Source organism: Salegentibacter salarius (genome assembly GCF_900168265.1).
GTDB lineage: Bacteria > Bacteroidota > Bacteroidia > Flavobacteriales > Flavobacteriaceae > Salegentibacter > Salegentibacter salarius.
Window position 1 is genome coordinate 37877 of record NZ_FVZF01000024.1, and the last position, 23425, is coordinate 61301.

Below are 23425 nucleotides of genomic sequence, written 5' to 3' on the forward strand. Positions count from 1 at the left end.
GTGCGAATGTTAACTTTGTGGGGATAAGCATTACATTTGGCTTTTATGAGTGAATTGACAGAAATCGTTGATAGCCTTGAAAATAGGATTAGTAAACTGCTTCATAAATATGAGAATTTAAAGCAGATTCATAGTTCTTTAGAGGCAGAAATGACCACTGTAAAAGAAGAAAATCAAAGATTAGCCCAAAAACTGGAGGGGTCTAATCTTGAAGTTCAAAATCTTAAAGCCGCCAATGCAATGCTGGGCAGTACCGAATTCAAAACAGAGACTAAGCTTAAATTAAACAGCTTAATAAGGGAAATTGATCAATGCATTGTTCAATTATCTGAATAAAATATATGGCCGATAAATTAAAAATAAAACTTTCTATTGCAGATCGTGTATATCCTTTAACTATTAATCCTCAACAGGAAGAAGGTTTACGCAAGGCTGCCAAGAAAATTGAGGCTATGATTAAGCAATTTGAGCAAAGTTATGCCGTAAGGGATAAGCAGGATGTATTGGCGATGTGCGCCTTGCAGTTTGCCGCCCAAACCGAGCAAAAAGATATAGATAGATCTACAGATACGCTTGAAGCAGAAAATAAACTAAAATCGCTTAATGATTTGCTGCAGAAGCATTTAGTATCGTAAACGTTCTTTAAATAAATAAAGGTTACTGCCTGTATTAGTGATATTTTGATAAACTCAACAGAGATTCTTTAAAGAGGGTGAGTCTAAGTTGTAAAAGCGCGCCGCCTTAGAGCGGATTCTTGATCAGCTTGTTAGCCCTAAACTTGTTTTTATGGAGTTTTATACAAAAACCTATCTAATACAGGCTTTTTTTATACATAAATTTTAAATATGGACATATTATTAAATATAGTTATTGGATTAGTTGGTGTAGCAATAGGATTTGCAATTGCCAAACAATTGGAGCGAAAGAGAGCTTCGCAAACCATTAAAAATGCCAAGAAAACGGCAGCCAACATTCTAAAAGAAGCGAAATCTGAAGGAGAAAGTATCAAGAAAGATAAAATTCTTCAGGCTAAAGAGAAGTTCATTGAGCTAAAATCGGAACATGAGAAAGTAATCATGAACCGTGATAAGAAGATGAATGATGCCGAAAAACGCATCAGGGATAAAGAGTCTCAGGTTTCAGGAGAACTTTCCAAAAACAAAAAACTCAACAAAGAGTTTGATGAGAAGCTGGCAGATTATAATCATCGTGTAGAATATCTAGAAAAGAAACAGGAAGAAATAGATAAACTTCATAATAGCCAAATTCAGCAATTAGAAGTGATCTCAGGCCTTTCTGCCGATGAAGCTAAAGCGCAGCTTACAGAAGCTTTAAAAGACAGTGCGAGAACAGATGCTATGGCCTTGATTCAGGATACCGTAGAAGAAGCCAAGTTAACTGCACAGCAGGAAGCCAAGAAAATTATTATTACTACCATCCAAAGAATAGGAACTGAGGAAGCTGTAGAGAATTGCGTTTCGGTATTTAACCTGGAAAGCGACGATGTAAAAGGTAGAATTATTGGCCGGGAAGGTAGAAACATTAGAGCTTTAGAAGCCGCTACCGGCGTTGAGATTATCGTAGATGATACCCCTGAAGCTATTATTCTTTCTTGTTTCGATTCGGTTAGAAGAGAAGTAGCTCGTTTATCGCTGCATAAACTGGTGACCGATGGTAGAATCCACCCCGCCAGAATTGAAGAAGTTGTTAAAAAGACCCGTAAGCAAATTGACGAGGAAATTATAGATATAGGTAAGCGTACCGTTATTGATCTTGGAATTCACGGTTTAAACCCTGAATTAATCAAATTAGTAGGCCGAATGAAATATCGTTCTTCTTATGGTCAAAACCTTCTGCAACACTCCAGGGAAGTCGCTAAACTTTGTGGTGTAATGGCCTCAGAGCTTGGTATAAACCCTAAACTTGCTAAACGTGCCGGATTACTCCACGATATTGGTAAAGTGCCGGAAACAGAGACTGAGATGCCTCACGCTATTCTTGGAATGCAATGGGCAGAGAAGCACGGTGAAAAACCAGAAGTTTGTAACGCCATTGGTGCTCACCACGACGAGATTGAGATGAACTCTTTATTGTCTCCAATTGTTCAGGTTTGTGATGCGATTAGCGGTGCAAGACCGGGCGCTAGAAGACAGGTGTTAGATTCTTATATTCAACGTTTAAAAGATCTTGAAGAGATCGCTTTCGGATTTGGTGGAGTGAAAAAAGCATACGCTATCCAGGCGGGACGTGAACTACGTGTAATAGTAGAGAGCGAAAAAGTAAACGATGAAAAAGCGAATAATCTTTCTTTTGAAATTTCTCAAAAGATCCAAACCGATATGACTTATCCGGGACAGGTTAAAGTAACTGTAATTCGTGAAACCAGAGCAGTAAATATCGCGAAGTAAGCAATATAATTTAATTCATAGGGCATAATTTTATAAGCCTTATGATTTGAAATAAGAACTAAAAAAATGCTTTAGAAGAATTTTCTAAGGCATTTTTTGTTGCTGTATGTTTTGTAAAAAGGCTTTGTAGTTTTAACTATTTAAGATTTGTAATCGTCATCATCATAGATGTTCTCGTAGGAATTACCTTGGGTAACAAAAAACTCCCCGGTTAAATATCTAAAATGCTTATCTAATTCCGCAATTTCTTTTAGATCTGATTCATCCAGGTTTACCCCTGTACTTTGCAGGTTTTCTCTAATACGACTCTCGTTCGTAGACTTCGGAATTACGGCAGTCCCACGGGTTTCGCTCCATTTGATTAAAACCTGGCCTGCGCTGGCTCCATGTTTCTTAACGATTTTCTTTATAACCGGGTTTTCCAATAGTGAAGGTTCATCTTTAGCTTTCATTCCATCGGGTCTATCGCCGCTGCCAAGAGGGGAAAATGCAGTAACGTGAATTTTGTTCTTACTACAAAATTCTAATAATTCATTTTGTTGAAGATAAGGGTGAAGTTCTACCTGGTTCATTTCAGGATCTTCGGTGGCTTCTTCCATTAATTCTTCCAACTTCATCGCGCTAAAATTAGAAACACCAACGTGTTTTACCAGGCCCTGCTTCTTGGCTTCCAGCATCATATTCCAGGTTTCAATAAGTGGCGCTTCTTCTAAGGATAAGTAGTCTTCGTCATTTTCAGGAAAACTCACATCGGGTTTAAAAGCTACCGGCCAGTGAATAAGATATAGGTCTAGATAATCTAATTGTAGGTCTTTTAAGGTTTTTTTAAGCGCAGGGATTACATCTTTCTTTTTATGTGCATTATTCCATAATTTTGAAGTAATCCAAACTTCTTCCCGTTTTATTTTTCCTTCATTAAAAACTTCAGAAAAAGCTTCGCCTACGGCGTCTTCATTCCCATAAGTTGCTGCACAATCTATATGCCTGTACCCATTATTTAAAGCAAATTTTACAGCTTTTTTTACTTCTTCTTTTCCAGATTTCCAGGTTCCTAAACCTATGGCTGGCATTTCATCGCCATTTTTAAATTTTAGTGTTTTCATTTTTTAGGTGTTTATAGGAAACATAGTTTCCATAGTAATTTTTTAAAATTGTTTTCATTGAAATTACTAATAAATAAAGGCAATAGGAAGATTAGAAAGCGCTTTAACCCAACTTTAATAGCATTTTAGCGTCTTGGGTGAAATTGCTCTACTACTTCCCGAAGATGTTTGCGATCTACGTGCATATAGACCTCGGTAGTGGTGATACTCTCGTGTCCTAACATTTGCTGAATTGCTCTTAGATCTGCGCCGTTTTCTAATAAGTGGGTGGCAAAGGAATGACGAAAAGTATGCGGACTTATTTTCTTTTTAATTCCGGCTTTTTCGGCTAAGCGTTTGATGATGGTAAAAATCATTGCGCGCGTAAGTTTATTTCCGCGCCGGTTTAAAAACAAGATATCTGAATCATCTTTATTTATTTTCTGGTGGATTCTAACTTCATCTTTATAGATATTGATAAACTTTTTGGTATAATCTGAAGTTGGTACGAGGCGCTGTTTATTACCTTTCCCGGTAATTTTGATAAAGCCTTCTTCAAAATAAAGGTCAGATATCTTTAAATCGGTTAATTCGCTAACGCGCAAGCCGCAGCCATATAAAGTCTCTAAAATAGCGCGATTGCGTTCTCCTTCGGCTTTGCTTAGATCTACCGTTTCTATAAGCAGGTCTATCTCTTCAGTAGAAATGGTATCTGGGAGTTTTCGGCCTATTTTAGGAGATTCTATTAAGTCCAGGGGATTATCTTTTCGGTAATCTTCAAAGATCAGGTAATTAAAAAATCCGCGTAAGCCAGATATTATGCGCGATTGTGAGCGGGCATTGACTTCTTTAGCGATCTCATAAATAAATTGCTGAACAGTTTCTTCGGAAATTTGGGTAGGAGAGACCTTATGTTTTTTAACGTTTAAAAAGTTGATAAGTTTCACAACATCCAACCGGTAATTGGTGATGGAATTTTCTGAAAGCCCGCGTTCTATGCGTAAATAGTTGCAATAATCCTGTAGTGCTGAAGCCCATTTCATACGTTAAATATATAAACAATTCGCTTTAATCTTAGTAATACTTTAGGTTTACATAACTTTTTTTTAAGAAGGCGGTTCCTACATTTGCGTCAGTTAAACAAACAAAAATAGAAATTATGAAAAAGTCGATTTTAATTGCAGTAATTGCCGTATTAGGTTTTACATCTACAGCAAGCGCACAGGAATTTGTATATTTTGGAGCAAAAGGTGGAGTAAGTTTCACCAACATGACTTCAGATGGATTTGAGGATGAAAAGAGTAGAACAGGTTTTCACCTTGGTTTACTATTTGAAATCCCTTTAAGTGAGCGTTTTTCTCTTCAGCCTGAGGTGCTTTATGCCACACAAGGACTTGAAGCCGATAGATCTTTTGCTGGGCAAACAGTAAACGGGGAATATCAACTGGATTATATCCAGGTACCTGTATTGGCAAAAATCTATTTAATTGATGGACTATCTATTGAAGCAGGCCCGTCTTTTAATTTCCTGGTAGAGGAAGAGTATGATTTTGAAAGCGGTATGGCTGATGCAGAATTTGATACAGAAGCCGGAAGTACTTTTGAATTTGGAGGAGCTATTGGTGCTTCATACAAATTTAACAATGGCTTTTTTGTCTCTGCAAGATACACACAAGGTTTTACCGATGTGTTTGACAGCGACAACTGGGATGATGATGCTATAAAAAATAATGGTATCCAAGCAGGGATTGGACTAATGTTCTAAATCTCTTAAAAAACATCTATGAAAATTAAAAGCGGAGGCCTTGGTTCTCCGCTTTTTTTATACCTGAAATCCTGTAATTATTTAATAGAGTGTTAGTTAATTGCTATTTGTGATATCTTTAGGTAAGTAACCAAAAATGTATAATTATGAAACGACTAGTACTTATTTTTTGTTTTACACTATTAGGAACCGCTGCCTTGCAAGCTCAAAGCGGATTGCGAGTTGGTGCCAACATTGGTTTACCCGTTGGAGATATTGAAGAAGTTAGCAATTTCCAGCTCGGTGCAGATCTAGCCTATATGGTGGGCGTTGCAGACATGCTCTATGTTGGACCTAAAGTGGGTTATACCCGCTTTTTTATAGAAGATATAGATAGTGAATTTGGCGATTTTGAAATTGATGATCCAGCATTTCTGCCAATCGCTGCTTCCGGTCGCGTTTCCTTAGTAAGAGGTTTCTTCTTTGGCGCAGATTTGGGGTATGCCGTTGGGCTTAATGATGGTAATGATGGCGGATTCTATTACAAACCGCAAGCAGGATTTAACTTCGGAAAAATTGGTCTCATACTTTCTTATACGGGAATTAGTGTAGACGGTGGTAGCTTTGACGCTATAAATTTGGGAATTGAATTTGGATTATAGATACAATTAGCCAGCCAAAATTACCCTTCAGAAAAATTAACCGTCTAATATGGAATGTTCGTTTTTCTGAAGGGTTTTTTATGCTTTAACTATATCTTATTTTTACCTTTACGAAGATAACCAGCTAATCGGTAAAAAATGAAGATAATGATTATCAACGGTCCTAACCTTAATTTATTAGGAACCCGTGAGCCCGATACCTACGGGAATAAAAGTTTTGAAACCTATTTTTCTGAACTTCAGTTTAAATTTAAAAATACAGAACTTTCTTATTTTCAAAGTAATATAGAAGGCGAAATCATTGATGAACTTCACAAAGCTGACCAGGATTTTGAAGGGATCGTTTTAAACGCCGCGGCTTATACACACACCTCAATTGGAATGGCAGATGCCGTAAAAGGCATAAAAACTCCGGTAGTAGAAGTGCATATTTCCAATACCCATGCCCGGGAAGAGTTTAGGCACAAATCTTATATCGCACCTAATGCTAAGGGAGTAATTCTTGGCTTTGGATTATTGGGTTACGATCTGGCAATTCAGAGTTTTTTAAACGAAAAATAATGAAACCAGCATGATGCTGGAAGCAAAAATTGGAAAGGTACAGGAAGTTGATTATAAACCTGTGATGTATTCATGCTACAGCGTTAAATTTAAAATATGAAAAAGACTTATTTAAATTGGAGTAGTGGTAAAGACGCAGCTCTGGCCTTATATAAGCTTCAACAGGATAATGAGTATTCGGTAGAAAAAATAGTGACCACGGTTAATACTGATTTCGATCGAATTTCCATGCACGGGATTAGAACCGATTTACTTATTAAACAAGCTGAAAATCTTGGTTTACCACTTCGTCAAATCAAATTACACGGGGTAGTTTCGATGGAGGAGTATAATAAGGTGATGGAAATGGAAACCAATAAACTTTTAGATGAAGGTTTTACCCATAGTGTTTTTGGGGATATTTTCCTGGAAGATTTGAAGCGTTACCGTGAAAAACACCTGGAGGAAATTGGTTTGCAAGCAGTTTTTCCGCTTTGGAAACAAAATACAGAAAAACTCTTAGAAGAATTTATAAGGGTAGGATTCAAAGCGATTGTTGTTTGCGTAAATACCGATAAACTCGATAGATCTTTCTGCGGAAGAATGCTGGATAAAGATTTGTTAAACGATTTACCAAAAGACGTAGATCCCTGCGGGGAAAATGGAGAATTTCACACTTTTGTTTTTGATGGTCCAATCTTTAAAAAGCCCATCAATTTTAAAATAGGAGAGCTGGTAGAGAAATCTTATAAACCTGCTAAAGAATCGGAAGACAATTGCTTTACTGACAATCAGAAATCCTGGGATACCGGTTTTGTGTATTGTGATTTACGCTTAAAATAAGGTGTCAATAGACTTTTTTCCGTCAAGCTGAACTTGTTTCAGCTTCTAACATAATTTAATTTTTTCTCTGAAATTAATTCAGGATGGCGTATAAAACAAAAATCCCCGAAACAATAATGCTTCGGGGATTTTAATTTTTAAAATATATGCTTCTTAAATATGAATTACTTCATCATAAGCAGCAGCAACAGCTTCCATTACCGCTTCACTCATCGTTGGGTGAGGGTGAACCGCTTTTAGAACTTCATGTCCTGTAGTTTCCAACTTACGTCCAAGTACAGCTTCAGCGATCATATCAGTAACTCCGGCACCAATCATATGGCAACCTAACCATTCGCCGTATTTGGCATCAAAGATCACTTTTACAAATCCTTCAGACTTTCCTGCGGCCTTTGCTTTACCTGAAGCAGAAAATGGGAATTTACCCACTTTAAGTTCATAACCAGCTTCTTTTGCTTGTTTTTCAGTCATTCCAACAGATGCAATTTCAGGCGTAGCATAAGTACAACCAGGGATGTTTCCGTAATCAAGTGGCTCTACATCCATTCCCTTTATTTTTTCTACACAAAGAATTCCTTCCGCAGAAGCAACGTGAGCAAGGGCTGGGCCGTGAACTACATCTCCAATGGCGTAAATCCCGTCTACATTAGTTTTATAGAAATCGTCTACAACAATTTTATCTTTGTCGGTCTTGATCTTTAGATCTTCAAGTCCTATATTTTCGATATTGGTTTTAATTCCAACTGCAGAAAGTACCACATCCGCCTCAAGCGTTTCTTCGCCTTTTTTGGTCTTCACCTTAGCTTTTACAGTTTTACCTGAAGTATCTACACTTTCTACCGATGAATTGGTCATTACCTTAATTCCGGCTTTTTTCATGCTGCGCTCAAATTGCTTGGAGATTTCTTCATCTTCCAAAGGCACAACATTTGGCAAAAATTCTACCACAGTAACCTCAGTTCCCATAGCGTTATAAAAATGCGCAAACTCAACTCCAATAGCACCAGAACCAACCACGATCATAGATTTTGGTTGTTTTTCTAGCGTCATTGCCTCACGGTAACCAATTACTTTTTTACCATCTTGCTTAAGGTTTGGTAATTCCCGAGAACGAGCACCGGTAGCCACAATAATATTGTCTGCCTGGTATTCTTTGGTTTTATCATTTTTATCGGTCACAGCGATTTTCTTGCCGGACTTTAATTTTCCGAAACCTTCAATGACATCAATTTTATTTTTCTTCATTAAGAACTGAACACCTTTGCTCATTCCCCCAGCCACATCGCGGCTACGTTTAATAACTTTTGAAAAATCTTTATCAGCTTTTTCAAGGCTTAATCCGTAATCTTCGGCATGTTTTAGGTAATCAAAAACCTCTGCACTTTTTAAAAGTGCTTTGGTTGGGATACATCCCCAGTTTAAACAAACACCCCCAAGGCTTTCTTTTTCCACAATAGCGGTTTTAAATCCTAATTGTGAAGCTCTAATTGCGGTTACGTAACCTCCGGGGCCACTACCTAAAACAATGATATCGTATTTACTCATATTCGGAAATTTTTATTAGGCTTAATAAATCATATCTCGCTTAGCGAGTGAAGTTGCGAATTTAAGGAATAATCGCTTAAACTGAAAAGTTTTCATTAGGAGTATGGTAACAGTGAAAATGTTAATAGATTAAAAAGGAAGGGATAATTATTTGTTTTGGTTTTTTGAAGCAAATAAAAACCTCACAGGTTCAAAAAAATCCTGTGAGGTCTTAAATAATTATACTTAAAATAAAAATCCTTTATTTAGTCATTTTTACTTTTTTAACATCGCTTTCTTTTAGATCTAGAGCGTTCATTACAGCTTTGTAACTTGCAACATCTACCCCGGTAGTTTCTGCGAAATCTGCCGGAACAATTACTATTCTGATTACCTGATCTTCTGTGAAAGCAGGATCGAGCGCAGAAAAATCTGCAGTTCCGTTCATAAAGATTCTTACATCAAAAAACGTAAAATCGAAATTGTACTGAACTTCTCCGTCTTCTACATAATAGGTTTGGGGGAGTTGCCTAAAAACTTCTACTGGTAAACCATCGGCCGTACCATCTTCACCGTCTTTTAAATAAACAAGCACAGCATCAGATTCAAAAACTTCAACACCATTGTCGTCGAAATTTATCAAAGCCGAATAGTCGTTTCCTTCTGTAAAATCTATCCCTTCAAACTCTATAGTGGTTCCAATTAGTCCGTCTTCACCGGCAGGGCCTTGTGGACCTTCAGGACCTTGCGGCCCACGTTCTCCATCATTGGAAGAACAAGCGGTGAATAAAAAGGTTGTCATAAATAAAATTGAAAATATTTTTTTCATAATTATAGGTGTTAGGTTGTTATTTATTAAAATTAATACTTGCGGAATTTACGCAATAGCGTTGGCCGGTATCGGTAGGACCATCATCAAAAACGTGGCCAAGATGGCCTCCGCAATTGGCACAAAGAATTTCTGTTCTAATCATGCCAAAGGTTTTATCCTGAACATATTCTACTTTTCCTTCTATAGCTTTATCAAAGCTTGGCCAGCCACAGCCACTGTCAAATTTTGCTTCGCTATCAAAAAGTTTTTCGCCACAACCTGCGCAAAAATATTCTCCATCTTCAAAATGCATGTTGTATTTCCCAGTATGTGGTGCTTCAGTACCTTTTTTTCTCAATACCCGAAATTGTTCTTCAGAAAGCTGTTCTTTCCATTCGGTTTCGGGTTTTTCTATACTGTATTTCTTCATTTTAATATTTTTAGTCATTTCCGCGAAGGCGGAAATCTTATTTTTCTTTAGGTTCAAAATCCATCGCTACTCCATTAATGCAATGTCTTTTTCCGGTAGTTTCTCTTGGGCCATCGTCAAAAACGTGTCCCAGGTGCCCACCACAGCGGGCACAGTGAACTTCGTTTCTTTGGTAGCCTAATTTTGAATCGGTACCATAGGCGACGCCGCCTTCAATTGCTCGATCAAAACTTGGCCAACCTGTACCACTCATAAATTTGTGTTCGGTTTCGTATAATTCATTTCCGCAGGCAGCGCAAACAAAAGTTCCGGGTTCTTTTATATCATTTAAAGGACTGGAGAACGAGGGTTCGGTAGCAGCTTTTCTCAAAACCCGGTATTCAGCATCGGTTAACTCAGCTTTCCACTCCTCTTCAGTTTTGGAAACTTCAAATTCCTCTTGCTTGTCCTGTGCTTCCTTTTGGTCTTTTTGGGCATTACCCTGGCAGCTTATAATAAAAACGGCCAGTAAAAACGGTAGAATCTTTTTCATTGCTTTTAAAATTAAATTTTTCCAAACAGGATTTAAAATGGTTGAAACACCAAGCCTTATTAAATATCCTTTATGGTTTTTTATTTAAAAGTACAAAGATTATACCGCGATGAACGTTGTGATTTTGTTAATTACCTCAGGATCGCCTAAGATGCGACGATGCCCTAAACCCTTGGTAGTGTAAAGTTCGCTGTTTTCCAATGCTTCATCAATATCATAAGCAGAAGATATTTCAACATCTACATCATTTTCATCATGGATAACAAGAGTAGGAGTTGAGACGTCTTTAGCTGAAATCGCTCCTGAATAACTATCCAGATCAATATCAAATTTCTTATCAAAGTGAGACTTCATTTTATCGGCCACCTTTCTATTCATTTTTAGGTTTTTTGCGAAATCACGGGTTATATGCGTAATACTATTCGCAGTACCTATTATAACGAGTTTCTTTGCTTTTAAACCTTCTTTTGCTGCTCGCAAGGTCGCCATTCCACCTAAAGAATGCCCAATAACGGCTTCAAAAGGGCCATATTTTTCGTCTAAAATTTGCACAGCGTCAATAAAATCCAACATCATACTTTTTTGTCCCGGGGCTTTCCCATGTGCGGGTGCATCAAAACTAACAGTACTGTATCCCTTATCTTTTAGTGCCTCAGCTATTTTAGCTAATTGCGTTCCGCGCCCGCTCCAGCCGTGAACCAGTAAGATTTTCTTGCTGCTTTTGCCAAATTCGTAAACTACAATTTCCCGATTTGTTTTAGGAATAGTAAGACGATGTTGTTTGGAAAGCTCGTCCATATTCTTCTCCCGGTCTGGAAGCTTGTATTTAAATGGAGTTAAGAAAAGCTGCGCTGCAAATCTGCTAGCCACGAAAGGGGAAAGTTTTGAAAGTACTTTTCCAGTATATCTTATATAATTAGGTACCAATAATCTTTGTACCGGGATTTGATCTTTTTTTTGCTGATTCATTTTTTCAAGGTAAGATCGTGCAATTTACATATTTCCTGAATGCTTAACACTTTTGAGTAGTCCCTTTCTATATTCTATAAGAGATAATGGTTTGGTATCATTTTTGAAAACCTATTAACTGTTAAATGATGCTTAAAACAATAAGCAGGCTTTGAAGGCTTTTGTAATTTTAACAAAACTAAACCAATAAAGATGAAACTTAAAAAATCAATTAGTATGGTGGCTGTTTTACTGCTCGTAGTGGCATGTAAAACCAATCCTTTTACTGGAGAAAAGAATTTGAATTTTGTTTCTAACGATCAATTATTTCCGAGCTCCTTTGAGCAATACGATCAGTTTTTATCTGAAAATGAAGTGGTAACCGGAACTGCTGAATCGCAAATGATTAAGCGAGTAGGTAATAAAATAGAAACTGCTGCTGAAAGATATTTAAACGCGAATGGTTACCAGGGTTTTCTAGAAGATTTTAGATGGGAATACAACCTGGTAAAAGATGATGCGGTAAACGCATTTGCAATGCCCGGTGGAAAAATAGTTTTCTACACCGGAATTTTACCCGTAGCTGAAACAGAAACAGGTGTTGCCGTAGTAATGGCGCACGAAATTGCCCATGCCCTTGCAGATCACGGTGCGCAAAGAATGAGTGCCGCACAATTGCAGCAACTTGGTGCTGTTGCCGGTTCTGTAGCCGTTAGTGGAAGAAGCCAGGAAACTCAACAAATTTTTGCACAGGCTTATGGTTTGGGCACACAATTAGGAGTGATGTTACCTTTTAGCCGTAGCCACGAAACCGAGGCCGATAGAATAGGCTTAACCTTAATGGCAATTGCCGGTTACGATCCCGATGAAGCTGCAGATCTATGGAGAAGAATGGCTGCTCAAAGTGATGGTCAGGCTCCACCTGAGTTTTTGAGCACTCACCCGTCTAACCAAACAAGGATTAACAACTTGCAACAATGGGCACCGGAAGCTAAGGCGGAAGCTAAAAAATATGGGGTTACAAGTTTTGAATAGAATATAACCTAGAAATTATATGAAAAAGCTGTCTTTTAAGGCAGCTTTTTCTATTTTAGGGTTCTGCAAAAAACCGTTATAAATGAAGGTACTTCCCAAAGGGCATAAAAAATTAGTACGTGCCTGGGCTTTTTATGATTGGGCAAATTCGGTTTACAGCCTGGTTATTTCATCAGCTATTTTTCCTATTTTTTATGGAGCTCTTACTATAGTAAAAGATGAAGACGGTACTATTCTAGATGATACTGTAGATTTTTTGGGAATAAGTTTTAATAACGATTCATTAATAAGCTATGTAACCGCAGCTGCTTTTTTGGTTGTTTCTGTTTTAAGTCCGTTTTTATCGGGAATTGCAGATTATGTGGGGAATAAGAAGAACTTCCTGAAGTTTTTCTGCTATTTGGGAGCATTATCCTGTATTGGTCTTTTTTGGTTCAACCTGGAATACCTTTGGTTTGGTTTGCTTTGTTATTTTCTTGCTCTTATAGGCTTTTGGGCCAGCCTGGTTTTTTATAATTCCTATCTGCCCGATATCGCTTTTCCAGAACAACAGGATAAGGTTAGCGCACAGGGATTTTCTTTGGGATATATTGGTAGTGTAATTTTATTGATCATTTGCCTGTTAATGATCTTAAATTACGAGACTTTTGGTTTTGAGAGTGAAGCTTTACCTACACGTTTGTCTTTTGTTTTAACGGGAGTTTGGTGGATTGGTTTTAGCCAATACACTTATGCTTATTTACCTAAAGGAAATAAAAAAGCCGCATTTACTAAAAATGTGCTTTTCAATGGGTTTAGAGAACTTCGCGGAATATGGATAACGCTTAAACACAATATTCAGCTTAAAAGATATTTGATCGCTTTTTTTGTTTACAGTATGGCTGTGCAAACCATAATGCTGGTTGCCACTTATTTTGGGATTGAAGAGCTGGAGTGGGGAGAGCAGGATGCTACTACAGGATTAATTATTAGTATTTTATTAATTCAGTTGGTTGCTGTGGTTGGGGCTACGTTAACTTCCAGGTTAGCAGTGAAATTTGGAAATATTAAAATCCTGATCTTTATCAACCTCATTTGGATAGCCATCTGTGGTTACGCCTTTTTTATTGTTAGTCCACAGCAATTCTATGTGGCAGCGGCTTCAGTAGGTTTGGTAATGGGCGGTATACAGTCCCTGTCCAGATCTACCTATTCTAAAATGCTTCCCAGTAATGCTATAGATACCGCAAGTTATTTCAGCTTCTATGATGTAGCCGAAAAAATTGGAATCGTTATAGGAATGTTCCTTTATGGAGTAGTAGCGCAAATCACCGGAAGTGTACGAAATTCAATTTTATTCCTAGTGGTTTTCTTTATAGCTGGAGTAATTTTGCTGTTACGTGTACCAATAAAAAATCCTGCCACAAAAGACAGGATTTAAGCAATTTTTCTTTTTCAATTATTATTTCTTCGGAAGGGATTGATGTGATGAAACCGAACCTGATCCCGAAGTTTTAAAATCCTGATTTTTAGGATTTCCTTTATATTTAATATCTCCCGAGCCCATTACCTTAGCTTTTAAGCTTGAATTTGCTGAAATTTGAATATCTCCAGATCCCATTACGGTAGCTTCCACATTTTCAGCTCTTAGATCGTAAGCTTTAAAATCTCCAGAACCGGTAACTTTGCAATCAAAGTCCCTGGCTGTTCCTGATAACAGGATGTCTCCAGACCCGGTAACTTGTCCCGAGAGATCTTCTACTTCCAACTCTAATTTAATATCTCCAGAGCCGGTTACTTTAGTGCTAAACTTTTTTGCATTTATTTTCGAGGTGTTCCAAACATCGCCAGAGCCGGTAACTTCCACAGCTGATAGATCCTTAAAGGGAACAGTGACTTTAATATCATTATTCCTGGAAGGTTTCAAATTATAACCTTTTTCTACAGAAATTTTCAAAGTACCGCCATTTACTTCGGTAGTGATATATTCTTGCAGGTTGCTTTCGGCCTCTACGATTAAATTGCCTTCGGTGCCTGAAACCAGTTGAACATCCATTGAACCTACCAGCGAGATCTCATCATAATCTGCAGTGTTTCTTTTTTCTGAAGTCATATCGCCATTACCTCTTACAGTTTCGTTGCTTCCCCACCATTGGCATTGTGCGGGAGTAGTTGCGATGAATGATATTGCTAATATTAAGAATAGATTTTTCATGATTTTGTGTTTTTTGATTGATAAATATTTTAGTTTTTATTAAAAGTTACATTTCCGTAATTAGTGTTGATGTAAATGGTATTTCCGCTATTTTCTTGCAGGTGATAACCTTCAAAGAGTTTACTGGTGTTTTCGTCGTGACGCTTCCTAATTTCCATCTCTTTCAGGCCTTTCGCATTTCCATAAGAAGATTTTATGGTAAAATTAAACGGGTGCTCACTATCGTAGCCTAGTTTTATTCCGGCGTAATCAGTGTTTATCTCTACCTTAGAAACTCCTTTTATAAGTTTTTCAATACTTGCTGAACCATAATCTAAATTTAGATCTAAAGATTCGAAAACACGCCCTATTTTGGTACTTAAGTAATCACCATTGCCAACGATTCTTTTCGCTTTTTCTATGGTAATACTACCATAATCGCAATTAAAATCAAGCTGGGCTACTTTTTTAATCCTGGAGTCGGTATAATCGGCATTTACATATAGTTTTCCGGCTTCTTCAATTTGGTATCCGCTGTAATCGGCATTTATTTCAGCATTTTTCACGTAACCTATATGGCTGTTTCTAGTATAATCAAAATTTAGCTGATTAGAGTTTCCTCTTAATTCTCCAATATCTACTTTCCCATAATCGCAGTTAATTTTGGCATTACCTAACAGCCGGTCTATATAAATTCCGCCGTAATCATTTTTAATATCCACACTGTGTTTTTCCGGAGCTTTTATCACATAATTAATCTCCATATTTACATTGTTAGAGCTATTAAAAAGTGAGCTCCACCAGGATTGTTCTTCCCTTTTAAAATGGGTTTTAGCTCTCACCCCAGAAGAAGATTGATTAAATTCTATATTAATTTCGTCTAACTTCTTTTGTACTTTTTCCTCATCGTCACCATTGGTCTTTATGTTCACTTCTATCACTACTTTATTTTGGTTCCAGGTAGAAATATCTACATTCCCGTAACTGTTATCGATAGTTAGCATATCGCTGGCGCTAACATTGTAAGATTTAGTGACTTTTTTGGTCTTGGTATGCCGGCCGTCTAAATCGCCGTTACAGTAACTTACTGCGGGAACTAATAGCGCTAGTATAATGATATTAAATATAGTTTTCATCGCTTTTATTTTTTAGGGATTTAATATTTTCTATTTGATCGAGTACTTGTTTTAAAAGATCTATTCTTTGCTGAAAATTGGAGATCATGGCATAAATTACACGTTCATCCTGCCCGCTATTTCGCAAGTCTTTTTGAAGTTTTTTATATTCTGTTTCCAGTTTTTCCAGCTGGGTTAAAGCATCTTCAACAATAGCTTCAGTTCCCGGGGCATTTTCAGCTTTTAAGTTTTGCAGCTCGGTTTCAATAAGCTGGGTGTAAAACTGTTTCGTTTCTTTCATTTGAGGAGAAACACTAGCTAAATCGCCTTGATTTTTATAGGAGTTTTCACTGAAAAATCCTGCAAAAACCATAAAAGCTATAGCAAGTATCGCAGCCACCGAAAGCATTGGCGCCCATAAGCCTCTCTTATTTGAGCCTTTAACTGAATTTCTGGAATGGCTATTTTGTTCTTCCAGCTTTTCCAGGAACCTTTCCTTATGCCCGGTTGCCGGTTCCTTATTATCGAAATCCAGCTCTTTAAAAAGCTCGTTTATATTATCTCTTTTCATAATTTTATAGATTGAAATAATCCAGTAAGTTTCTCACAGACTAATTATTTTCACCTGGTTTTTTGCCAGTTTATGTGTCCGGCATCATGCCGGTTTCATCTTTCAATAATTTTTTTCTTAGACTTTCTTTAGCCCGGGAGATCGTTGTTCGGCAATTTGCATAGCTAAGGTTTAAAACCTTACCAATCTCTTCGTAATCGTAACCTTCAATTAAGTGCAGCGTTAAGGCAACACGGTAATTTTCCTTAAGACTATTAAGCGTTTTTAAAATCTTTTTTACTTTTTCATCTTTTGAATCATTTTCAAGAATAATTCCCTTACTTTCATCTGCTTGGTTTTTCAATTCATCGTTATAGGTGACTTCATTTAATTTTACCTTATGGTTGAAGGAATTGATGCTTAGATTCACAACTATCCTTTTTAACCAGGCACCAAAAGTGGAAACTTCCTGTAAAGTGTTTATTTTTGAAAAAGCCTTCAAAAAAGCTTCCTGCATAATATCTTCTGCTTCGGCGGTATCTTTTACGATACGCACCGAGGTATTGTACATTGCCCTATAGTAGCGCTCATACACTTCCATTTGCGCGCGCTGATCGCCTTTTTGGCAACGTGCAACAAGATCATTGATATGTGTGATGGTTGGTGTCAATTAAAAAACTATCTAGTTTCTATAATAAAGATAGCTTTGATTTTGATTTGTTACAGTTTTGAGAAAAAAAATATAAAAAAGATGGTGGCACAGGAATTGACTACTTCTAATAGAAATTGCATAAAAAGCCGCTTAGAATACTAAGTTCAAGGCTTTACCGAAAAAGAAAAGATTAAGAACCATAAACTGTTTGTGACAGTTTGACCTAAAATAAATTATGGCTAAAACGAAATTAACAAGTTTTGACAGTTTGTCATTGCAAGATATAGATCAGGACGCAGATTTAATTCCTTTAATGACGCCGGAAGATGAAGAGGAAATAAACCGTGAAGAATTACCCGAAACTTTACCAATTCTTCCTTTAAGAAATACCGTATTATTTCCGGGAGTTGTAATTCCTATCACCGCTGGAAGGGATACTTCTATTAAATTGATTAATGAAGCGAACAACGATTCTAAGATTATTGGGGTGGTTGCTCAGAAAGATGAAGAAGTAGAAAACCCTACAGCAAAAGATATTTACCGTACCGGTGTTGTGGCGCGCATTTTAAGAGTATTAAAGATGCCTGATGGAAATACCACCGTTATTATTCAGGGTAAGAAACGATTTGAAATAGACGAGATTGTAAAAGAGGAACCTTACTTAACAGCGAGTATTAAAGAAGTTCCCGAGGCAAGACCTGAAATTGATAATAAAGAATTTCCTGCAATTATAGATTCTATAAAAGAACTTGCTCTTCAAATAATTAAGGGAAGTCCAAATATTCCAAGTGAAGCTTCTTTTGCTATTAAGAATATAGAAAGTTCTTCTTTCCTTATCAATTTTGTTTCCTCTAATATGAATCTTGCTGTGGAAGACAAGCAAAATTTACTGGAAACAAACGATCTTAAAGAGCGCGCCCTGGCAACTTTGCGACATATGAATGTTGAGTACCAAAAACTGGAACTTAAAAACGACATTCAAAGCAAGGTGCAAAGTGATATGAGCCAGCAGCAGCGTGAATATTTTCTTCATCAGCAAATGAAAACCATCCAGGAGGAACTTGGTGGGGTTTCGCAGGAAGATGAACTTGAAGAAATGAAGCAGCGCGCCAAGAAGAAAAAATGGGGCGAAAAAGTACAGAAGCATTTCAATAAGGAAATTTCTAAAATGCAACGAATGAATCCGCAGGTTGCTGAATATTCCATTCAGAGAAATTACCTGGATCTGTTTTTAGACCTTCCCTGGAATGAATTCAGTAAGGATAAGTTCGATTTAAAAAGAGCGAAAAAAATACTTGATCGGGACCATTACGGCCTTGACGATGTGAAACGCCGAATTATAGAATATCTGGCAGTATTAAAACTGCGTAACGATATGAAGTCTCCAATTCTTTGTCTATATGGGCCTCCGGGAACTGGTAAAACTTCCCTTGGTAAATCTATGGCCGAAGCATTGGGTAGAGAATATGTGAGAGTTTCACTTGGTGGTTTACGTGACGAAGCTGAAATACGTGGACATAGAAAAACCTATATTGGTGCAATGCCGGGTAGAATTATTCAATCTCTTAAAAAAGCAGGAACAAGCAACCCTGTTTTTGTCTTAGATGAAATTGATAAATTAAGTATTGGACATGCCGGAGATCCTTCTTCAGCTTTATTAGAAGTATTAGATCCTGAGCAAAACAGTGAATTCCACGATAACTTCCTGGAAATGGGCTTTGACCTTTCTAAGGTAATGTTCGTGGCTACGGCAAACACTTTAAGTACCATTCAACCGGCGCTAAGAGACCGTATGGAAATAATAAACGTGACCGGTTATACTATAGAAGAGAAAGTGGAAATTGCCAAACAACACCTGCTTCCAAAGCAATTGGAAGAACACGGCCTTACTAAAGAACATATTAAAATTGCAAAGCCTCAATTAGAGAAAATCGTTGAAGGTTATACCCGGGAATCTGGTGTTCGTGGATTGGAAAAACAAATCGCAAAAATGGTGCGTCATGCGGCCAAAAATATTGCGATGGAAGAAGAATATAATGTTAAGGTTACCAATGAAGATATTATAGAAGTTCTGGGTAGCCCAAGACTGGAGCGCGATAAATACGAGAATAATGAAGTTGCCGGTGTGGTTACAGGTTTAGCCTGGACACAAGTTGGTGGCGATATTCTATTTATTGAATCTATACTTTCTAAAGGAAAAGGGAACCTAAATATTACCGGGAACCTTGGGAAGGTGATGAAAGAATCGGCTACCATTGCGATGGAATATATGAAATCTAACGCCGAAGAACTTGGTTTAGATCCTACAATTTTTGAAAAATATAACGTTCATATTCACGTGCCGGAAGGCGCAACACCAAAAGATGGGCCTAGTGCCGGGATAACGATGCTTACCTCTTTAGTTTCGTTATTTACCCAACGCAAAGTGAAGAAAAGTATCGCGATGACCGGGGAAATCACCCTTAGAGGTAAAGTGCTTCCGGTAGGAGGAATCAAAGAAAAAATTCTTGCAGCCAAACGTGCTCGCATTAAAGAGATTATTCTTTGTAGAGAGAATGAACGCGATATAAAAGAGATCAAAGAAAATTATTTAAAAGGACTTACTTTTCATTATGTAAATGATATGAGTGAAGTTATTGATCTTGCAATCACCAAGCAAAAGGTGAAAAACGCCAAGACGCTTTAATCAGTATAGAAGCTGTCTGGAAAGTCCAGTTATCGTCAACCTGAACTGGTTTCAGGTTCTAACATGAGATTAATTCTCATTTTCTTAGATTCTGAAATTATCCCGAAGCTTCGGGACAGAATGACGTTCTCAGGGATTTTCCAAACAGCTTTTTTTAATTTACAGCCAAAGTTTCAGGGAAAGTAAAGCTTTGCCTAATTTTGCCATCCATACAGAAAATAAATTATGAGTAAGAAAATAACGATTGCTATAGACGGGTATTCTTCCACCGGAAAAAGTACCGTGGCTAAACAACTTGCAGCAGAGCTAGGCTATGTTTATGTAGATACCGGTGCGATGTATCGTGCAGTGACTTTGTATCTAATGCGTAAAATGTTGGTTAGTGATACTCATTTTGACGAGGAAGCCATCTTAAGGCATTTACCATTTATTAATATCAGCTTTGTTTTTAATGAAGAGGTAGGTTATGGGGAAGTTCATTTAAATAATGAGAATGTTGAAAAGGAAATCAGGTTGATGGAGGTCTCTAAACAGGTGAGTAAAGTTGCTGCTGTGCCCGATGTTAGAAAAATGTTGGTTAAAATTCAGCAGGAAATTGGCAAAAATAAAGCAGTGGTGATGGATGGCCGTGATATTGGAACCGTTGTTTTTCCTGACGCCGATTTGAAGTTATTTATGACCGCTTCTACCGAAAAACGTGCAGAGCGCAGATATGACGAATTGAAGGGCCGTGGAGATGAGGTTAAATATGAAGATGTACTTGCTAACGTTAAAGAACGTGATTACCTCGATACCACCCGCGAAGACTCTCCATTAGTGAAAGCTGAAGATGCTATAGAGATTGATAATTCAGATATGAATCTGGAGGAACAGTTTGAAAAAGTATTAAAACTGGCCAAGGATAAAATTGAAGAATAAGCATTCTGTTTTTAAATTAATTAGGGTTTGAGAAAAGAAAAATAAGTTGTATTTTTGCAGCCCTTTTTGGCGAAGAATCGGAAAATCAAAAGGGGTTGGAAATCAAAACTATAACTACTTCTGTGTTTTATTTGCTTAATTTTTCCGAAGAATACAGGATACAAATTTTTATCAGCAATGGCTGAAGACAAAAAAAACCAGGACGTTCAGGACGAAAATCTTGAAGTTCAACCGGTAGCTGGAATGGCTACTTCATCGCAACCTGCTCCTTCTGAGCAACAGGAAAACCCTGAGAAATTTCTTGAAGAATTTAACTGGCACAATTATGAAGAGGGAATTGACCCTATTGATGATGAGAAGTTAGAAGAATTTGAGAAATTAGTTGCAGAAAATTTCGTAGACACTTTAAATGACGAAGTTGTAACAGGAAAAGTAATTAATATTACAGATCGTGATGCAATTATAGACATTAACGCAAAAAGTGAAGGCGTTATTTCCCTTAATGAATTTCGTTACAATCCAGATCTTAAAGTTGGAGACGACGTTGAGGTTTTGATCGATGTTCGTGAAGATTCAACAGGACAATTAATCCTTTCTCACCGTAAAGCTCGTGTAATTCAGGCTTGGGATCGTGTGAACAAAGCTCACGACGAAAGTCTTATCGTAAACGGTTTTGTGAAATGCAGAACTAAAGGTGGTATGATCGTAGATGTATTTGGAATTGAGGCATTCTTGCCAGGTTCTCAAATAGACGTGAAGCCTATCCGTGATTACGATGCTTATGTTGGAAAAACAATGGAATTCAAAGTTGTGAAAATCAACCACGAATTCAAAAACGTTGTGGTTTCTCACAAAGCGCTTATTGAAGCCGATATCGAAGAGCAGAAGAAAGAAATTATCGGTCAGCTTGAAAAAGGTCAGGTACTTGAAGGTACTGTTAAAAACATCACTTCTTACGGAGTATTTGTTGACCTTGGAGGAGTTGACGGACTTGTTCACATTACCGACCTTAGCTGGTCTCGTATCAACCATCCAAATGAGATCGTTGAACTTGATCAAAAACTAAACGTGGTAATTCTTGACTTTGATGAAGCTAAAACAAGAATCCAACTTGGTCTTAAGCAATTAAGCAAACACCCATGGGAAGCTCTTGACGAAAACCTTAAGGTTGGAGACAAGGTAAAAGGTAAAGTAGTTGTTATCGCAGATTACGGTGCATTTATTGAAGTTGCCGATGGTGTTGAAGGTCTTATCCACGTTTCTGAAATGTCATGGAGCACGCACTTGCGTTCAGCTCAGGATTTCGTAAATGTTGGAGATGAGGTTGAAGCTCAAATCTTAACTTTAGATCGTGAAGACCGTAAAATGTCTCTTGGAATTAAGCAATTAACTCCAGACCCATGGACAGATATTACTACTAAATATCCTGTTGGTTCTAAACACAAAGGAATTGTACGTAACTTCACTAACTTTGGTGTATTCGTAGAATTAGAAGAAGGAATCGACGGACTTATCTATATCTCTGATCTTTCATGGACTAAGAAAATCAAGCACCCATCAGAATTTACTAATGTAGGTGATGAGCTTGAGGTTGTAGTTCTTGAATTAGACGTAGATGGTCGTAAGTTAAGCCTTGGTCACAAGCAGGTTGAAGATAACCCTTGGGATAAATACGAAACTGAATTCGCTGTTGGTACTAAACACACCGCAGAGATCGCAGAGATCGTAGATAAGGGTGCTACTATAGACTTTAATGAAGATATCACTGCATTTGTTCCAACCAGACATCTTGAAAAAGAAGACGGTAACAAATTGACTAAAGGTGAATCTGCAGAGTTCCAAATAATTGAATTCAATAAAGAATTCAAGAGAGTGGTAGCTTCACATATGGCTATTCACAAAGAAGAAGAGCAGCAAATCGTTAAGCAAGCCGCTAAAAAAGCAGCAGCTTCGCAAAGCAAAGACAAAACCACTATTGGTGATGTTAACGCCGATCTTCAAGCTTTAAAAGATAAAATGGAAGGGAAGTAATTTTATTCCCGTGAAGATGGGAATCTCCTAATATTTATCATAAATAAAAACCTCCTTAGTTCACGCTAAGGAGGTTTTTTTGTTTAATTATGTATCTATGGAATATTGTTGTTTTTAATATGGAAACTATGAATGGCCGGGATAACTTTACGAAGCGAAAAATTGGAATTATTTATTCTTCTGTAGATGGATAAACTCTTAAGATTTGCACAGAATTAAATGCTCTCTTCAAAGAGAAACAAATGCAAACAGAAATTTTTTCAATTGATACTTTTTACGGTAATTTATCTGAATTTCATACTTTAATTATTGGGCAAGTATTAGATATGGAAAACATAATGAGAAGGTTTCTGAATTTGTTCTGAAAAACAAAGAATATTTAAATGAAATAAGAACCGCGTTTTTCTCAGTTAACCTTGTAGCCCGGAATGAAGATAAAAACTCTGCTGATACAAATCCTTACGTAATTAAATTCCTGAAAAAAACTGAATGGAAACCTGATTTTATTGGCGTTTTTGCCGGAAAATTAGATTATAAATCTTATTCCGTAATTGATCGATTAATGATTAAACTCATTATGAAATTAACTAATGGTCCAACTAGGTCAGAAAATCCAATAGAGTTTACTGATTGGGAAAGAGTAGAGGGGTCTGTAAATTAAACTCTGTCTGATGTTTCAATTCCTCTGGGGCTAGCCCCAGAGGAATTTGCGTTTATTTCCAGTGGTATACGGTCTCCAAA

Annotated in this window: 24 protein-coding genes and 1 other RNA gene; 14 read left to right on the plus strand and 11 right to left on the minus strand. The window is 37.2% G+C overall.

Features of this window, described 5'->3' with window-relative positions; translation table 11 throughout:
- The first annotated feature begins 45 nt into the window (after nucleotides 1-45).
- The 4 genes from B5440_RS12585 (at nucleotide 46) to rny (ending at nucleotide 2408) form a co-directional block, all read left to right on the plus strand.
- On the plus strand, nucleotides 46-336 hold the full coding sequence (locus B5440_RS12585; RefSeq protein WP_070054165.1) for a DUF4164 family protein: 291 nt from the start codon (nucleotides 46-48) through the stop codon (nucleotides 334-336).
- Between the two features lie 5 nt (nucleotides 337-341).
- A complete protein-coding gene (locus B5440_RS12590) occupies nucleotides 342-635 on the plus strand; it encodes a cell division protein ZapA (protein ID WP_057480773.1) in 294 nt (97 codons plus the stop codon).
- 52 nt (nucleotides 636-687) lie between these two features.
- Nucleotides 688-795, plus strand: a non-coding RNA gene (gene ssrS, locus B5440_RS12595) — 6S RNA.
- A 50-nt stretch (nucleotides 796-845) separates the two neighbouring features.
- A complete protein-coding gene (gene rny, locus B5440_RS12600) occupies nucleotides 846-2408 on the plus strand; it encodes a ribonuclease Y (RefSeq protein ID WP_070054166.1) in 1563 nt (520 codons plus the stop codon).
- A gap of 140 nt (nucleotides 2409-2548) precedes the next feature.
- On the opposite strand, the gene B5440_RS12605 is transcribed toward rny, so the two are convergent.
- Nucleotides 2549-3511: an aldo/keto reductase gene (locus tag B5440_RS12605; RefSeq protein ID WP_070054167.1), complete on the minus strand. Its 963-nt coding sequence runs from the start codon at nucleotides 3509-3511 to the stop codon at nucleotides 2549-2551.
- A 125-nt stretch (nucleotides 3512-3636) separates the two neighbouring features.
- Nucleotides 3637-4533, minus strand: coding sequence for a site-specific tyrosine recombinase XerD (xerD, locus tag B5440_RS12610; protein WP_070054168.1), 897 nt, complete (start codon nucleotides 4531-4533; stop codon nucleotides 3637-3639).
- A gap of 116 nt (nucleotides 4534-4649) precedes the next feature.
- Between xerD and B5440_RS12615 the strand changes: the two genes are divergently transcribed.
- From B5440_RS12615 to B5440_RS12630, 4 genes are all read left to right on the plus strand, one after another.
- On the plus strand, nucleotides 4650-5255 hold the full coding sequence (locus tag B5440_RS12615; RefSeq protein ID WP_070054169.1) for a porin family protein: 606 nt from the start codon (nucleotides 4650-4652) through the stop codon (nucleotides 5253-5255).
- Between the two features lie 146 nt (nucleotides 5256-5401).
- Nucleotides 5402-5896 carry a hypothetical protein gene (locus B5440_RS12620; protein ID WP_070054170.1) on the plus strand — a complete coding sequence of 165 codons (495 nt, stop codon included), beginning with the start codon at nucleotides 5402-5404 and terminating at the stop codon, nucleotides 5894-5896.
- 138 nt (nucleotides 5897-6034) lie between these two features.
- Nucleotides 6035-6457 (plus strand): type II 3-dehydroquinate dehydratase, encoded by a 423-nt coding sequence (aroQ, locus tag B5440_RS12625; RefSeq protein WP_070054171.1) that lies wholly within the window; start codon nucleotides 6035-6037, stop codon nucleotides 6455-6457.
- A 96-nt stretch (nucleotides 6458-6553) separates the two neighbouring features.
- The gene (locus B5440_RS12630) at nucleotides 6554-7279 is read left to right on the plus strand and encodes a Dph6-related ATP pyrophosphatase (RefSeq protein ID WP_070054172.1); all 726 of its coding nucleotides are present in this window, start codon (nucleotides 6554-6556) and stop codon (nucleotides 7277-7279) included.
- A gap of 153 nt (nucleotides 7280-7432) precedes the next feature.
- Here B5440_RS12630 and lpdA read toward each other — a convergent pair whose 3' ends face one another.
- The 5 genes from lpdA to B5440_RS12655 form a co-directional block, all read right to left on the minus strand.
- Complete coding sequence (lpdA, locus tag B5440_RS12635; protein ID WP_070054173.1) at nucleotides 7433-8824, minus strand: dihydrolipoyl dehydrogenase; 1392 nt, start codon at nucleotides 8822-8824, stop codon at nucleotides 7433-7435.
- A gap of 241 nt (nucleotides 8825-9065) precedes the next feature.
- Complete coding sequence (locus B5440_RS12640; protein WP_070054174.1) at nucleotides 9066-9632, minus strand: collagen-like triple helix repeat-containing protein; 567 nt, start codon at nucleotides 9630-9632, stop codon at nucleotides 9066-9068.
- A 19-nt stretch (nucleotides 9633-9651) separates the two neighbouring features.
- Nucleotides 9652-10044 (minus strand): peptide-methionine (R)-S-oxide reductase MsrB, encoded by a 393-nt coding sequence (gene msrB / locus B5440_RS12645; RefSeq protein ID WP_070054187.1) that lies wholly within the window; start codon nucleotides 10042-10044, stop codon nucleotides 9652-9654.
- 37 nt (nucleotides 10045-10081) lie between these two features.
- Nucleotides 10082-10576 (minus strand): peptide-methionine (R)-S-oxide reductase MsrB, encoded by a 495-nt coding sequence (gene msrB, locus B5440_RS12650; RefSeq protein WP_070054175.1) that lies wholly within the window; start codon nucleotides 10574-10576, stop codon nucleotides 10082-10084.
- A 99-nt stretch (nucleotides 10577-10675) separates the two neighbouring features.
- Nucleotides 10676-11545, minus strand: a complete 870-nt coding sequence (locus tag B5440_RS12655) for an alpha/beta fold hydrolase (protein WP_070054176.1) — start codon at nucleotides 11543-11545, stop codon at nucleotides 10676-10678.
- Between the two features lie 192 nt (nucleotides 11546-11737).
- On the opposite strand from B5440_RS12655, the gene B5440_RS12660 reads away from it, so the two are divergent.
- The gene (locus B5440_RS12660) at nucleotides 11738-12559 is read left to right on the plus strand and encodes a M48 family metallopeptidase (protein ID WP_070054177.1); all 822 of its coding nucleotides are present in this window, start codon (nucleotides 11738-11740) and stop codon (nucleotides 12557-12559) included.
- An 82-nt stretch (nucleotides 12560-12641) separates the two neighbouring features.
- Nucleotides 12642-13979 (plus strand): MFS transporter, encoded by a 1338-nt coding sequence (locus tag B5440_RS12665; protein ID WP_070054178.1) that lies wholly within the window; start codon nucleotides 12642-12644, stop codon nucleotides 13977-13979.
- A gap of 21 nt (nucleotides 13980-14000) precedes the next feature.
- On the opposite strand, the gene B5440_RS12670 is transcribed toward B5440_RS12665, so the two are convergent.
- The 4 genes from B5440_RS12670 to B5440_RS12685 all read right to left on the minus strand — a co-directional run bounded on the left by B5440_RS12670 (nucleotide 14001) and on the right by B5440_RS12685 (nucleotide 17067).
- On the minus strand, nucleotides 14001-14753 hold the full coding sequence (locus B5440_RS12670; protein WP_070054179.1) for a head GIN domain-containing protein: 753 nt from the start codon (nucleotides 14751-14753) through the stop codon (nucleotides 14001-14003).
- A 29-nt stretch (nucleotides 14754-14782) separates the two neighbouring features.
- The gene (locus tag B5440_RS12675; RefSeq protein WP_070054180.1) at nucleotides 14783-15868 is read right to left on the minus strand and encodes a hypothetical protein; all 1086 of its coding nucleotides are present in this window, start codon (nucleotides 15866-15868) and stop codon (nucleotides 14783-14785) included.
- Nucleotides 15852-16418 carry a hypothetical protein gene (locus tag B5440_RS12680; protein WP_070054181.1) on the minus strand — a complete coding sequence of 189 codons (567 nt, stop codon included), beginning with the start codon at nucleotides 16416-16418 and terminating at the stop codon, nucleotides 15852-15854. Before B5440_RS12680 ends, B5440_RS12675 begins: the two co-directional genes overlap by 17 nt.
- Before the next feature lie 70 nt (nucleotides 16419-16488).
- The gene (locus tag B5440_RS12685; RefSeq protein WP_070054182.1) at nucleotides 16489-17067 is read right to left on the minus strand and encodes an RNA polymerase sigma factor; all 579 of its coding nucleotides are present in this window, start codon (nucleotides 17065-17067) and stop codon (nucleotides 16489-16491) included.
- 217 nt (nucleotides 17068-17284) lie between these two features.
- Between B5440_RS12685 and lon the strand changes: the two genes are divergently transcribed.
- The 4 genes from lon (at nucleotide 17285) to B5440_RS15760 (ending at nucleotide 23345) form a co-directional block, all read left to right on the plus strand.
- Nucleotides 17285-19735 (plus strand): endopeptidase La, encoded by a 2451-nt coding sequence (gene lon, locus B5440_RS12690; protein ID WP_070054183.1) that lies wholly within the window; start codon nucleotides 17285-17287, stop codon nucleotides 19733-19735.
- 225 nt (nucleotides 19736-19960) lie between these two features.
- The gene (gene cmk / locus B5440_RS12695; protein ID WP_070054184.1) at nucleotides 19961-20653 is read left to right on the plus strand and encodes a (d)CMP kinase; all 693 of its coding nucleotides are present in this window, start codon (nucleotides 19961-19963) and stop codon (nucleotides 20651-20653) included.
- Nucleotides 20654-20830: 177 nt separating this feature from the next.
- Nucleotides 20831-22684: a 30S ribosomal protein S1 gene (gene rpsA, locus B5440_RS12700; RefSeq protein ID WP_079711145.1), complete on the plus strand. Its 1854-nt coding sequence runs from the start codon at nucleotides 20831-20833 to the stop codon at nucleotides 22682-22684.
- Between the two features lie 361 nt (nucleotides 22685-23045).
- Nucleotides 23046-23345, plus strand: a complete 300-nt coding sequence (locus B5440_RS15760; protein ID WP_234996387.1) for a flavodoxin domain-containing protein — start codon at nucleotides 23046-23048, stop codon at nucleotides 23343-23345.
- Nucleotides 23346-23425: the final 80 nt, after the last annotated feature.